This window comes from Ralstonia sp. 22111 (assembly GCF_052045895.1).
Classification (GTDB): Bacteria; Pseudomonadota; Gammaproteobacteria; order Burkholderiales; family Burkholderiaceae; genus Ralstonia; species Ralstonia wenshanensis.
In genome coordinates this window covers 15401-28366 of sequence record NZ_JBQEPR010000002.1, presented here as the reverse complement: position 1 = coordinate 28366, position 12966 = coordinate 15401, and the positions used below count along the sequence as shown (strand labels likewise).

Here is a 12966-nt window from a genome sequence, read left to right as displayed (position 1 = left end):
ATGGAGCCCATTACACATCGCGGATACCAGGCCGAGCTGAAGCAGTTCCGGCTCGTCTTCAGCCGCATGGCGGCCGTGACCGGCATCGTGCTGGTACTGGCAGGCGTCGGGCTGGACTACGGCATGTATGTGGACAAGCTCTGGCTGTTTGCCTCGCTGCGCGTCATCACCTCGCTCATCATGTTCGGCGCGCTGCTTGTGCTGTATACGCGCTGGGGCGAAGAGCATGTGCAGAGCCTGACGTTCTTCTGGCTGATCTGTCCGCAGATCATGATCTCGTGGATGATCTACGACACCGAGGGCGCCAGTTCTCCGTATTACTCGGGGCTGAACCTGGCGATCTACGCGGTGGGCATGGTGATGCCGATCGGCTTTCTGCAAGCCGTGCTATTCGGCACCTGCACGTATATCTTCTGGGTGATTGCGTGCACATTGCATCCGGGCGGCATCCAGTCGCGCGAAATCTTCATCGTGCATTCGCTGTTCATCCTGTTCTCGATTGCGACGAGCACGCTGTACACGTACTTCAATGAGCGCGGGCGCTTCCAGCTTTTCCGGCTCAAGGAAGAAGTTGCACAGAAGAACGAGCAGCTCGCGCGGACCAATCAGGATCTCACCGACATCAAGGGCCAGCTTCTGCAGCAGGAAAAGATGGCCGCCATCGGCACGCTGTCGGCGGGCCTGCTGCATGAGATCAACAACCCGGTCAACTTCTGCTTGATGGCGATTGCCGTGGCGCAGGAAGACCCGACCGCCAAGGGCAGCCCGATGCTGCTCGAATGCCTGACCGATGCCAAGGAAGGCATGCAGCGTGTGCAGCACATCGTGTCGGACCTGAAGACCTTTGCCTACCGCAGCCCCGAGAAAGGCGAGGCAAATGCGCCGTTCCTGGCGGAAAAGGCCATTGACTCTGCCATCCGCCTGACCAGCCACGAGTTGCGCGGTGTGACCCTCGAACGCAAACTGCCGCCGGACACGCTCGTGCGCGGCGATGAGGCGGCAATCATCGGCGTGCTGATCAACCTCTTGTCGAACGCGGCGCTTGCCATGCAAAAGGTGCAGCGCGAGAACCCCCGCATCGAGATTGCCGCCGAATGGATCGACAACCGCCTGCATGTGGTGGTGACTGATAACGGCCCTGGCATCTCGGAGAAGAACCTGTCGCGCGTGTTCGAGCCGTTCTTCACCACGCGCGATGTCGGCAAGGGCCTGGGCCTCGGCCTGTCGATCAGCTACAGCGTCATCCAGCGTCATGGCGGGACCCTGGCCGTGACGAGCCAGGAAGGCGAATGGGCGCGCTTCACGTTCGATCTGCCGCGCTCGGAGTAGACGCATCATGGACACCACGCCGGACACCGTCACCATTCTCTACGTCGACGACGAAGCGCAAGCCTGCAAATGGTTCGCGCGCACGATCGGCGCCGGCTACGAGGTACTGACGGCCAACAGCGTCGAAGAGGCCAAGACGGTGCTGCGCGATTCGCACGAGCGCATCAGCGTGGTCCTGACGGACTTCCGCATGCCGGGCGGCGACGGCACCGAACTGCTGCGCTTCATCGATGCGGAATACGGCGACATCGCCACCATCCTCGTCACCGCATATGCCGACAAGGACCTGCTGATCCAGGCCGTGAATACCGGACGCGTGTTCAAGATCCTGGAGAAGCCCTATCAGCCCGAAGACGTGCGGCGCTCGTTGCAGGAGGCGCTGGCCCTGCGCCAGGATCGCCTCTTGCGTACCCAGCGCCTCATGGCAATCGACGAAACGCTGGCCTTTCTTGCGCACGAGCTGAACACGCCGCTGGCCGCCATCTCCAACTTTGCGCGCGGCATCCGCATGCGCGTGGACCAGACCGAACCCACGCCCGGGGCCCTTCCCGAAATCGGCCGCGCGGCCGATCGCGTGCAGGACAACGCGCGCTATTGCCTCTCCGTCATCGCCACGTTCCTGAACTCCGTGCGCAACACGTACGGCAAGCCCGGCACAGCGGCCACGCCCAACAGCGCGGGCGGGCTGATCCGCTCGTTGTTCGACACGTACCCGTTCACGAACGCGCAGCGCGAATGGGTGTCGTACCGCGTGGAAGACGATTTTCCGATCCAGACGCTGCCCAACTGCGTGATGCTGGTGCTCTCGTCGCTCACGAGCAACGCGTTGCAGGCGCTGCGGCACACCAATGCGCCGAAGCTTCAAATCGTTGCCAGCCGCGTGCCGGACGCCGGCAACGCCCAGCACATGATCCGGATTGAGGACAACGGCCCCGGTATCGCGCCCGACGTCCTTGCTCGGCTGACCATCGACCCCGTGACAACGCGCGCCGAAGAAGGCGGCAACGGCATGGGCATGATTTTTTGTACGCGGATCATGCAATCGTTCGGGGGAGCGATTGCGATTGATTCTGCACCCAGCGCAGGCACGCGCGTGACTCTGACGTTCCCATGACAAGACCATCAACACTACGAACCACGCCGCACGTGATCCGCGCGTTCGCCGTATTGGCTGCATTTGCTATGAGGAGTGACGGATGACCAATCCCGGGGGCAACGAGCCCAAGATCCTGTACGTGGACGACGAGACATTGGCGCTGACTTACTTCGGCCGTGCCATCGGTTCACTCGCGCCGGTCGTCACCGCCACCTCGGTCGAAGAAGGCAAGCGCATGCTCGACCAGCACGCCGCCACGCTGGGCGTGCTCGTGTCGGACCAGCGCATGCCCGGCGAACTCGGCAACGAACTGCTGCGCTACGCACGCGAGCGCTATCCGCACCTCGTGCGCATCCTGACCACCGCCTACTCCGAAATCGAAGACACGGTTGAGGCAGTCAACCAAGGGCAGATTCACCGTTACATCAAGAAGCCGTGGGACATCACCGCACTGCGCGTGGAACTGAAGCAGGCATTGGAATTCTCCGATCTGCGCCGCGAGCGTGACGCGCTGCTGCGCGAGAAGATGACCGTACGCCAAAGCCAGACGCTCACGCATCGCATCGGCGCGCTGCAGACGCTGTACCTCGCGGTGTCGGGGCTGTCGTCGTTCAGCGCCGTCAACGATTACCTGCGCGCCGCAGCAGCCGTTGGCCTGCAATCGCTGGCACAGCCCGACTGGGCGATGAAGGATTACACCGAGCTGGTCGGCGAAGAAAGCCTGCGCACCGGCGAGTTCAGCCACGCAGTGCGGCAGGCATATCTGGACTTGTCATCGCGCTTTGACAGCAAGCCCGCGGCGCAAGCGTTGGAAGTGCTGGCTGAGGTGCTTCACGGCAAGGTCTCGCCGTCGGGCAGCGATGCGGCGGCGGTAGTGGATCTCACCGCGCTGACGGAATTCCTGGAGGCGGCGTCCACGCACAAGGTGTCGGAATCGCATGCCAAGTGGCTGGCGTTCCTGCTGTGGCTCGACGGCAAAGGTTGGTCGCTCACGGCAGAGCGCGATGGCGCGACGGTGAAGCTGCGCCTGCTGGACAACCAGACGCAGCTCACGCCGGATCAACTCGCGGCGTGGATGGAGCATTTTCAGGATCTGCAGGCCGCCTGAAACGGGCCCGCAGTTGTCACACAACGCCGATGCTTATGCGTCGGCGTTGTCGTTTGAAGTACCGTCCTGTGCAGGCCGCTCGGGTCGATCGCGCATGCCGCCCTTCACCATATCGAAGCGAAACAGACGGCATTCGATGTTGCCGTTGTAGAGCGGCGTGCGCTGCGATTCCTTCAGCCGCATGCGACGCGGCATCGAGAGATCGCCGGTAAAGACGAAGGCCTTCCAGCCCGCGAACTCGCGCTTGAGCGTGCCGGCAAAGGCCTGCGCAAATTCGTTGGCGGCGGCCTCTTCCTCGGGGTCGACGGGCGGTGGCGGTTCGGGCTGACGCAGCTCACGCATCGGACGGCGCCCGTCGTCGCGCGGGGCGCCCATGGCGCGGCTGGCGCGCTCGAACACGGTGCCATCTTCCTCACCCTCCCCTTCCGGCCGGCGACGGCGCGAGCCGTGTGCACCACGCACCACAATACGCTCGCCGTATGGGGGATTCATCAGCAACACACCGGCAGTCTCGAATGGCGGCTTGCCGAAGCGCGCATCGACCTGCTTGAGCACTGGCTCGCCCGGGAGGCCGGCACGTTGCCAGTTGGCAGCGGCATAGGCGAGCATGTCGGTGGAAATATCGGCACCAGCAACCAACGGCGGCGCACGGCGCATAGATGCTGCGGCCGCATCGGCGGCGGCTTCGCGCAGGCGCTTGAAACATTTGGCGTCATGGCCCTGCAACCACTCGCAGGCAAAGGCGCGTTGCCCGCCTGGCGCAATGCCAAGCGCACGCTGCGCAGCTTCAACGAGGAACGTGCCGCTGCCGCACATCGGATCGTAGAACGGCATGCCGTGGGCACCCGTCCAGCCCGTCAGGCGCAGGATGCCGGCGGCGAGGTTCTCCTTCAGCGGGGCCTCGCCCTTTTCCTGGCGCCAACCGCGCTTGAAGAGCGGCTCGCCGGTGGTGTCGAGGTAGATCGTGCAGTCCGTCTCGGTCAGGTACGCGTAGATGCGTACGTCGGGCGAGACCGTATCGACGCTCGGGCGCGCGCCCATGCGCTGGCGGAAGCGGTCACACACCCCGTCCTTCACGCGCAGGCCGACAAACTTCAGGCTTTGCAACGGCGATTTGTGCGCCGTCACGTCCACGCGGATCATCTCGTCGGGCGTGAAGTAATCTTCCCAGCGCTGCGCGGCGGCCAGCGCGTAGATGTCGTCCTCCGAGCGATACCCGCGCGAGCCGAGCCGCATCAGCACGCGGCTGGCAATGCGGCTGTGCAGGTTGACGGCATACGCCGCGCCCTGCGTGCCGAAGAAGTGCACGCCGCCCGGCACGGTGCGGCCCACCTCGAACGCGGCCAGCTCGTCCACCTCGGGGCGAATGGCGATTTCGGCCAGTTCATCGGCCAGCGCCTGTTCCAGCCCGCGGGGGCATGGCGCGAAGTAAGCAGTTGCCATCGGAAAACCAGAAAAAATCAGAATGGCTTCACGACCACCAGGATCGTAATCGCCAGCAACAACAGCACCGGCAGTTCATTGAACCAGCGGTAGAACTTGTGGGAACGCTTGTTGGCGCCCGCCTCGAACTTGCGCAGCAGCACGCCGCAGCCATGGTGGTAACCGATCGTCACAAGCACCAGCGCGAGCTTCGCATGCATCCAGCCATTGGGCGGATACAGCCCGATGCGATATCCCAGGAACAGCCACAGCCCCAACAGGATCGCGACAATCGCCAGCATGGTCGTGAAACGAAACAGCTTGCGCGCCATGATCAGCAGGCGCGTGATGGCCGCACGCTCGGTTTCCATCGCAAGATTGACGAAGATACGCGGCAGATAGAACAGCCCGGCAAACCACGACGCAATGAAGACGATGTGAAAGGCTTTGACCCAGAGCATGCGAACCGTCCCGTGAATGGTGTGAAGCGCGATCGGAAAAAACAGCGCGCCGCTCGTGGCGGCGCTTAACGTGCAGCAAGCGAAATCAGGTGCGAATCTCGCCGTGCCCGAACACGACGTACTTCAACGAGGTCAGCCCCTCCAGCCCGACCGGCCCGCGCGCGTGCAGCTTGTCGTTGGAGATGCCGATCTCGGCGCCCAGGCCGTACTCGAAACCATCGGCAAAGCGCGTGGATGCGTTGATCATCACGCTGGCCGAATCGACCTCTCGCAGGAAGCGCATGCCGGTCGAATAGTTCTCGGTGATGATGGAATCGGTGTGTGCAGAGCCGTAGGTATTGATGTGCTCGATGGCGGCGTCCAGGCCGTCGACGGTACGGATCGACAGGATCGGCGCGAGGTATTCGGTGTGCCAGTCGGCCTCAACGGCGTCCTTCAGATTGCCGAAACCGGCAGCTTCCAGCATGGCACGCGTGGCCGGGCACACGCGCAGTTCCACACCCTTGTCCTGGTAGATCTTTGCCAGCGGCGGCAGCGCGCGTGCAGCCACGTCGCGCGATACAAGCAGCGTTTCCATCGTGTTGCACGGCGCATAGCGCTGCGTCTTGGCGTTGTCGCACACGCGCACGGCCTTCTCGATGTCGGCATCGACGTCGATGTAGACGTGGCAGATGCCGTCCAGGTGCTTGATCATCGGCACCCGAGCTTCTTCGATCAGGCGCGCGATCAGGCTCTTGCCGCCGCGGGGGACGATCACATCGACGTACTCCGTCATGGTGATGAGCTTGCCGACCGCCGCGCGGTCCGTGGTGGCCACCACCTGCACAGCATTGGCAGGCAGGCCAGCATCGGCCAGCCCTTCCTCGATGAGCGCCGCCAGCGCGCCGTTCGATTCGATCGCTTCGGAGCCGCCGCGCAGAATGGTCGCGTTGCCCGACTTGATGCACAGCGCCGCGGCATCCACCGTCACGTTCGGCCGCGACTCATAGATGATGCCGATCACGCCAAGCGGCACACGCATCTGGCCGACCTGGATGCCGGTCGGGCGGAACTTCATGTTGCTGATCTCGCCGATGGGGTCGGGCAGCGAGGCGATCTGCTCCAGGCCAGCGGCCATGGAATCGATGGCGCGGTCGGTCAGCGTGAGGCGGTCGATGAAGGCTGCATCCTGGCCGTTGGCGCGGGCACGCTCGACGTCGCGGGCGTTGATCTCTTTGAGCTTGGCGGCATCGCGACGGACGGCGGCCGCAATATGCAACAGCGCGCGGTTCTTTTGCGCGGTGCCGGCACGTGCCATGCCGCGCGAGGCGGTGCGCGCCTGACGGCCGACCAGGGCCATGTATTCGTTCACGTCGAGCTGCTTCATGATCATCGCGACCGGCGGACTGCCGGCAAATTCAGTGTGAGGACAATTCGGAGGCTTGCGCCGATGGCGCGGATCAGGCCGGCACCGGGAGGCTGCCCGGCCGCGCGATGCGCATCGCCAGTTGCAGCAGGCCATCCCATGGTTCAGCCGGAAGCGATGGTTCGCGCAACCCCTTGACCTGCCGATCCAGCTTGGCAGCCATCGAGAGCGCGCCTTCCAGCTCGCGCTGCGACAGCCGCTGGGCCGCCTGCGGCACCAGCCGCTCGCGCGGGCCCCAGACCCGAAGCTCCCGCAGCATGGACGCCACCGGTTTGCCCTGGGCCGCGCCCGAGGCGATTTTTGATAATACGCGAATTTCTTCGGTCAACGTCCAGAGGACCAGGACGGTCGCTTCGCCCTCGCCGCGCAGGCCTTCGAGCATGCGTACCAGCCGCGGCACATCGCCCGCCAGCATGGCTTCCGACAGCTTGAACACGTCGTAGCGCGCCACGTTGAGCACCGCATCGTGCACATCGTCGAACGTCAGCACGCCGGGCGGATGCAGCAGACCAAGCTTCTGGATTTCCTGATGCGCGGCCAGCAGGTTCCCTTCCACACGGTCGGCAATGAACTGCAGCGCGCGGCGGCCGGGCTCGCCAGGCTCCACGCGCTGCTGCTGGCGCGCCAGGCGCTCGCCAATCCAGCCGGGCAGCTTGGTGCGATCCACCGAATCGACCTTGATCGACACGCCCGCGCCCTCCAGCGCCGCAAACCACGCCGACTTGGCAGTCGCAAAATCCAGACGCGGCAGCGTGATCAACGTGAGGGTATCGGTGGCGGGGCCGGACGGTGTGCCCGCAGCCAATGCGCGCAAGGCTTCGCCGCCATCCTTGCCGGGCTTGCCGGACGGAATGCGCAGCTCGACGATCTTGCGATCCCCGAACAGCGACATCGATTGCTGCGCCTCGGTCACCCGCGACCATGAGAAGCCGCGCTCGACACTCATCACCTCACGTTCGGTAAAGCCCTGCGCGCGTGCGGCCTGGCGCAGCGCGTCGACGGCTTCCAGCGCGAGCAGGTGCTCGTCGCCATGCACCACGTACAGCGGCGCGAGCCCCTTGGCGGTGGCCTGCTTCAGATGACCTTCGAGCGCATCGAGCCGCAATTGCATGGCAAACCTTGCCCTGATCCGCCGCTTACGACCGCAGCTTCACGGCGGCCAGACGCCGCACGAGCTGGTTGATCGTATCGCCCTGCATGTCGCGGTAGAGCGCCGCTTCTTCGTAGTCCTTGGCAAGCACCTGCGTCTCGTTATACGAGAGATCGCGGAACTGCGTGATTTCCGATGGCGGAATCAGCAAGTTGTCGTGCGCATCGCGCAGCTGGAAGCGGAAGCGATACGTGATGCGGTATTCGCGCACCACGCCCTGCGGCGTGAGCGATGAGATGGTCTTCACGCGGTCTTCGGCCAGCACGTCAAGCAGCGCATCGGCGTCTTTCTTGTCCGACACGATGATGGTGTCGGAACCGTTGTCGACCAAGCGACGCAACTGCGCCCGCATCTGCGAGTTCTGCGGCAGATTGATGTACAGCCGCTTGAACGCGAAATCGGTATTGCCCCGCATGTGGAAGCCGCAGGCGGACAACGCCGGCAGCGCGATCGCCACGGCAAGGACAGCGCGACCAAAGCGGCGGCGGGACAAACCTCGGGACAACGACATAACCATGCGTTCCTTGAGTGGGATGGCCGCTCAGGCCACCACGTTCACCAGACGGCCCGGCACCACGATGATCTTCTTGGGCGGCTTGCCTTCAGCAAATTTCTGGACCGCTTCATCCTTGGCGGCAATCGCTTCAATGGCAGCGCGGTCGGCATCGGCGGGCACGACAATGCTGCCGCGCACCTTGCCGTTGACCTGCAGCACGAGTTCGATCTCGCTCTGCACCAGCGCGCCTTCATCGACCTGCGGCCACGGGGCGTCGAGCAAGTCGCCATACACGCCGGCGTAGCCCAGTTCTGTCCACAGCACGTGCGTGATGTGCGGCACCACCGGATACAGCACGCGCAGCAGCAGCCCCAGGGCTTCGCGGCGCGCATCGGCGCCGGCGTCCTTGGCGCCTTCCAGCGCGTTGAGCATCTTCATCGTCGCCGAGACGACGGTGTTGTACTGCAGGCGCTCGTAGTCGTAGTTGGCCTGCTTGAGCACGGTGTACAGCTCGCGACGCAGCGTGCGATCGGCATCCGTTGCACCCGCCACGACGCCATTGCCGTGACCGGCTCGAATGGCGTCGCCATGGGCCACGCCAAAGTTCCACAGACGGCGCAGGAAGCGCGAGGCACCTTCCACACCGGCGTCGTTCCACTCGAGCTGTTGCTCGGGCGGCGCGGCGAACATCGTGAACAGGCGCGCCGTGTCGGCACCGTACTGGTCGATCAGCGCTTGCGGGTCGATGCCGTTGTTCTTCGACTTCGACATCTTCTCCACGCCACCAATCACCACGGGCTGGCCGTCAGCCTTGAGCGTGGCGCCCACGGGGCGGCCGCGCTCGTCGGTCTGTACGTCGACATCGGCCGGGTTGATCCACTGCTTCTTGCCCGAGGCGTCTTCGCGGTAGTACGTCTCGTTGAGCACCATGCCCTGCGTGAGCAGGTTGGTGAACGGTTCGTCGAACTTGACCAGGCCCAGGTCACGCATGACCTTGGTCCAGAAGCGCGCGTACAGCAGGTGCAGGATGGCGTGTTCGATACCGCCGATGTACTGGTCCATCGGCATCCAGTAATCGTTGCGGGCGTCGACCATGGTGTCGCCGTCCGGGCACGTATAGCGCATGTAGTACCAGCACGAATCGATGAAGGTATCCATCGTGTCGGTCTCGCGGCGCGCGGGCTTGCCGCACGACGGGCACGTGCACTCCAGGAAGCGCGGGTCCTTGGCGAGCGGGTTGCCCGTGCCGTCCGGAACGAGATCCTCGGGCAGGCGCACCGGCAGATCCTGCTCGGGCACCGGCACGACACCGCAGCTCTCGCAATGAATCAGCGGAATCGGCGTACCCCAGTAGCGCTGGCGCGAGATACCCCAGTCGCGCAGGCGCCAGGTGGTCTTCTTTTCGCCAAGGGCTTGTGCAGCCAGATCTGCTGCCACGGCGTCAACGGCCTGTTGGTAGTTCAGGCCGTCGTACTTGCCGCTGTGGAAGAGCACGCCGTGCTCCTTGTCACCGTACCACTCGGCCCAGGTGGTCGTGTCGTACGGCTGGCCCTTCACGTCAATGACTTGCTTGATCGGCAGGCTGTACTTGTTGGCGAAGGCAAAGTCGCGCTCGTCGTGCGCGGGCACGCCCATCACGGCGCCATCGCCGTAGGTCATCAGCACGTAGTTGCCGACCCACACCGGCACGGATTCGCCCGTGAGCGGGTGCGTGACGGTCAGGCCGGTCGGCATGCCCTTCTTTTCCATGGTGGCCATGTCGGCTTCCATGACGCTGCCGTGCTTGCACTCGTCGATGAACGCGGCGAGTGCCGGGTTGGCCTGCGCAGCATGCGCGGCAATCGGGTGCTCGGCGGCCACGGCGCAGAAGGTCACGCCCATGATGGTGTCCGCACGCGTGGTGAAGACGTACAGCTTGCCGTCGTTGATGAGCTTGCCGTCATCCCCGGAAATGTTGTGCGGGAAGGCAAAGCGCACACCCTCGCTCTTGCCGATCCAGTTCTGCTGCATCAGCTTGACGCGCTCGGGCCACCCAAGCGGGTCGAGGTCGGAGAGCAGCTCCTGCGCATACTTGGTGATGCCCAGGTAGTACATCGGGATCTCACGCTTTTCCACGACCGCGCCTGAGCGCCAGCCGCGCCCGTCGATCACCTGCTCGTTGGCGAGCACGGTCTGGTCAACCGGGTCCCAGTTCACGGTGCCGGTCTTGCGATAGGCGATGCCCTTTTCGAGCATCTTCAGGAACAGCCACTGGTTCCAGCGGTAGTAGTCGGGGCTGCAGGTCGCCACTTCGCGCGACCAATCGATCGCCAGGCCCATCGACTGCATCTGCTTCTTCATGTAAGCGATGTTGTCGTACGTCCATGCAGCCGGTGCTACGCCGTTGTTGAGGGCCGCGTTTTCTGCCGGCATGCCGAAGGCGTCCCAGCCCATCGGCATCAGCACGTTGTATCCCTTCATGCGCAGCTGACGCGTCATCACGTCGTTGATCGTGTAGTTGCGCACGTGGCCCATGTGCAGCTTGCCCGACGGATACGGCAGCATCGAGCAGGCGTAGAACTTGGGCTTGTCCGAGCCGTCAGCAGCGCGCGCGTGTTCGGTCACGCGGTAGGCATCCAGGGCCTGCCAGTGTTGCTGCGCTTGCTGTTCGACTTCAGACGGGGAGTATTTGTCTTGCATGGTGATGGGTCGTCCGGGTGCCCCGGGCGATTGCAGCCGCGCCACCAACGCGCGCAGCCGGATTGAATAACGGAAAAAGCCCGATTATACCGTCGCCACCCGCCCCATCCGGGCGATCGCGAGTGGAGAAAAAGGGCGCCGGACAGGCCTGCCGGCGCCCCTTTCCAGCCCGCCTGATTTACAGGCCGAGCACGTCGTTCATGTCGTACAAGCCCTTCTTGCCAGCTACGTAGATTGCAGCGCGCACGGCGCCTTCGGCATACGACTGGCGCGTGTTGGAGCGATGCGTGATCTCGATGCGCTCGCCGTCACCGGCAAACAGCACGGTGTGGTCGCCCACGATGTCGCCGCCGCGCACGGTGGCAAAACCGATGGTGCCCAGCTCCCGCGGGCCGGTCTCGCCTTCGCGCGCATAGACGGCCCGGTCGGCCAGCTTGGTGCCCTGTGCCTCGGCCACGATCTCGCCCATCTTGAGCGCGGTGCCCGACGGCGCGTCAATCTTGTGCTTGTGGTGCGCCTCGATGATCTCGACGTCGTAACCCTGCGCCAGGATCTTGGCGGCGACTTCGATCAGCTTGAAGGTCGCATTCACGCCCACGCTCATGTTCGGTGCCCAGACCACGCCGATCGATTCACCGTAGGTCTTGAAGCCGGCCTTCTGCTCGGCCGTGAAACCGGTCGTGCCGATCACCACGGCAGTTCCCAGCTCACGCGCCACATTCAGGTGATTGAGCGTTGCGTCAGGACGCGTGAAATCGATCAGCACGTCGGCCTGCGAAAGCCCGGCGCGCACGTCGTCGGTCACGATCACGCCGGTGGTCTTGCCAAGCTTGGCGCCTGCGTCCTGGCCCACGGCATCGCTGCCCGGGCGGTCCAGGGCGGCGCCCAGCGTCACGCCCGGCGTGCGCAGTACGGTGTCGATCAGCATCTGGCCCATGCGGCCCGAGGCGCCTGCAATCGCAATTTTCATGTCGGTGGAAGCGAAAAGCTGCAAAAGAGAAAGCGGTCTGTAAAACGCACAAGCGGCGGAACCCGTCCGCCGCTCGCTCGAAGAGATGGTGTGCCGGTGCTCTGGCTACGTGCGCCCCTGGGCGTTCAGGGCGACGTGGTGGCCGGCGGCGGAACGCTGGTGTCGGTACCGCCACCGCCGGTGCGGTGCTCCGGCAACGTCACGTCAACTTTGTTTTTGGAGCCGGTGGTCGACTGCACACGGTCGGCTGCTTCAGCCGATGGAATCGACGGCGCACGCGCTGCAGGTGCGGCGCCGGCAGCAGCGGCGGCCTGCGCGGCGTCCTTCTTCGGGCGTTTGATGCCGTCGATTTCGGAGATCAGCTCCGATTCGGACGGCAGTTCATCCGCGCCCACCCATTTGGCCAGGCGATCGCCGTCAAACCACACGGTCAGCTTGCGCTCCTGCACAACGGCCGTATTACCGCGCTTGAATGAGAAGATGTAGTCCCAGCGGTTGGCATGGAACATATCCGTCAACAGCGGCGTGCCCAGTACGAAGCGTACCTGGTCGCGCGTCATGCCTTCCTTGAGCTGTGCCGCCTGTTCGCGCGAAACGAAATTGCCTTGCACGATATCGATGCGATACGGCGTGATGGCATTGGCGATCTTGCGCGTGGTGCTGTCATAGGTGCCGCATCCGGCCAGCAACGCCGACGCAGCGAGCATGGCACCCACCAACAGACCGCCGCGACGGGCGAAGTGGGCAAAACGGACAGGACTGCGCGCAAAGGAAAAGGTCATGAGCGATCGGCCTTCAAACGGTTCCGGACATGCCGGTACAGGAGGAATCGGCGAGGGCCAGGCACATC

The 12966-nt window shown here is 64.2% G+C and carries 11 protein-coding genes; 3 read left to right on the top strand and 8 right to left on the bottom strand.

Annotated elements, in window-relative coordinates; translation table 11 throughout:
• The 3 genes from phcS (at position 1) to ACTJK4_RS06365 (ending at position 3533) form a co-directional block, all read left to right on the top strand.
• Entirely contained in the window at positions 1 to 1329 is a 1329-nt protein-coding gene (phcS, locus tag ACTJK4_RS06375; RefSeq protein ID WP_045202594.1) for a two-component system sensor histidine kinase PhcS, read from the top strand.
• A gap of 7 nt (positions 1330 to 1336) precedes the next feature.
• Positions 1337 to 2443 carry a two-component system hybrid sensor histidine kinase/response regulator PhcR gene (gene phcR, locus ACTJK4_RS06370; protein ID WP_260802153.1) on the top strand — a complete coding sequence of 369 codons (1107 nt, stop codon included), beginning with the start codon at positions 1337 to 1339 and terminating at the stop codon, positions 2441 to 2443.
• An 82-nt stretch (positions 2444 to 2525) separates the two neighbouring features.
• Entirely contained in the window at positions 2526 to 3533 is a 1008-nt protein-coding gene (locus ACTJK4_RS06365) for a response regulator (protein WP_316870191.1), read from the top strand.
• Positions 3534 to 3566: 33 nt separating this feature from the next.
• Here the strand turns inward: ACTJK4_RS06365 and ACTJK4_RS06360 are convergent, their stop codons facing one another.
• The 8 genes from ACTJK4_RS06360 to ACTJK4_RS06325 all read right to left on the bottom strand — a co-directional run bounded on the left by ACTJK4_RS06360 (position 3567) and on the right by ACTJK4_RS06325 (position 12898).
• A complete protein-coding gene (locus ACTJK4_RS06360; RefSeq protein WP_440816918.1) occupies positions 3567 to 4976 on the bottom strand; it encodes a THUMP domain-containing class I SAM-dependent RNA methyltransferase in 1410 nt (469 codons plus the stop codon).
• Positions 4977 to 4993: 17 nt separating this feature from the next.
• Complete coding sequence (locus ACTJK4_RS06355; protein ID WP_027680553.1) at positions 4994 to 5416, bottom strand: CopD family protein; 423 nt, start codon at positions 5414 to 5416, stop codon at positions 4994 to 4996.
• 85 nt (positions 5417 to 5501) lie between these two features.
• The gene (locus ACTJK4_RS06350; RefSeq protein ID WP_440816914.1) at positions 5502 to 6782 is read right to left on the bottom strand and encodes a glutamate-5-semialdehyde dehydrogenase; all 1281 of its coding nucleotides are present in this window, start codon (positions 6780 to 6782) and stop codon (positions 5502 to 5504) included.
• Positions 6783 to 6855: 73 nt separating this feature from the next.
• Complete coding sequence (gene holA / locus ACTJK4_RS06345) at positions 6856 to 7932, bottom strand: DNA polymerase III subunit delta (RefSeq protein ID WP_232040991.1); 1077 nt, start codon at positions 7930 to 7932, stop codon at positions 6856 to 6858.
• A gap of 25 nt (positions 7933 to 7957) precedes the next feature.
• On the bottom strand, positions 7958 to 8482 hold the full coding sequence (locus tag ACTJK4_RS06340; RefSeq protein ID WP_440816911.1) for an LPS-assembly lipoprotein LptE: 525 nt from the start codon (positions 8480 to 8482) through the stop codon (positions 7958 to 7960).
• Positions 8483 to 8512: 30 nt separating this feature from the next.
• Positions 8513 to 11146 (bottom strand): leucine--tRNA ligase, encoded by a 2634-nt coding sequence (leuS, locus tag ACTJK4_RS06335; protein WP_440816908.1) that lies wholly within the window; start codon positions 11144 to 11146, stop codon positions 8513 to 8515.
• A 178-nt stretch (positions 11147 to 11324) separates the two neighbouring features.
• Positions 11325 to 12116, bottom strand: a complete 792-nt coding sequence (dapB, locus tag ACTJK4_RS06330; protein WP_440816905.1) for a 4-hydroxy-tetrahydrodipicolinate reductase — start codon at positions 12114 to 12116, stop codon at positions 11325 to 11327.
• Between the two features lie 125 nt (positions 12117 to 12241).
• The gene (locus ACTJK4_RS06325; RefSeq protein ID WP_232040995.1) at positions 12242 to 12898 is read right to left on the bottom strand and encodes an outer membrane protein assembly factor BamE; all 657 of its coding nucleotides are present in this window, start codon (positions 12896 to 12898) and stop codon (positions 12242 to 12244) included.
• Between the last annotated feature and the right edge of the window lie 68 nt (positions 12899 to 12966).

Coding starts and splice junctions, on each gene's coding strand:
- ACTJK4_RS06355 (WP_027680553.1), bottom strand. CDS start 5,416: ATGCTCTGGGTCAAAGCCTTTCACATCGTCTTCATTGCGTCGTGGTTT.
- ACTJK4_RS06350 (WP_440816914.1), bottom strand. CDS start 6,782: ATGAAGCAGCTCGACGTGAACGAATACATGGCCCTGGTCGGCCGTCAG.
- ACTJK4_RS06325 (WP_232040995.1), bottom strand. CDS start 12,898: ATGACCTTTTCCTTTGCGCGCAGTCCTGTCCGTTTTGCCCACTTCGCC.
- phcS (WP_045202594.1), top strand. CDS start 1: ATGGAGCCCATTACACATCGCGGATACCAGGCCGAGCTGAAGCAGTTC.
- leuS (WP_440816908.1), bottom strand. CDS start 11,146: ATGCAAGACAAATACTCCCCGTCTGAAGTCGAACAGCAAGCGCAGCAA.
- ACTJK4_RS06360 (WP_440816918.1), bottom strand. CDS start 4,976: ATGGCAACTGCTTACTTCGCGCCATGCCCCCGCGGGCTGGAACAGGCG.
- phcR (WP_260802153.1), top strand. CDS start 1,337: ATGGACACCACGCCGGACACCGTCACCATTCTCTACGTCGACGACGAA.
- ACTJK4_RS06340 (WP_440816911.1), bottom strand. CDS start 8,482: ATGTCGTTGTCCCGAGGTTTGTCCCGCCGCCGCTTTGGTCGCGCTGTC.
- holA (WP_232040991.1), bottom strand. CDS start 7,932: ATGCAATTGCGGCTCGATGCGCTCGAAGGTCATCTGAAGCAGGCCACC.
- dapB (WP_440816905.1), bottom strand. CDS start 12,116: ATGAAAATTGCGATTGCAGGCGCCTCGGGCCGCATGGGCCAGATGCTG.
- ACTJK4_RS06365 (WP_316870191.1), top strand. CDS start 2,526: ATGACCAATCCCGGGGGCAACGAGCCCAAGATCCTGTACGTGGACGAC.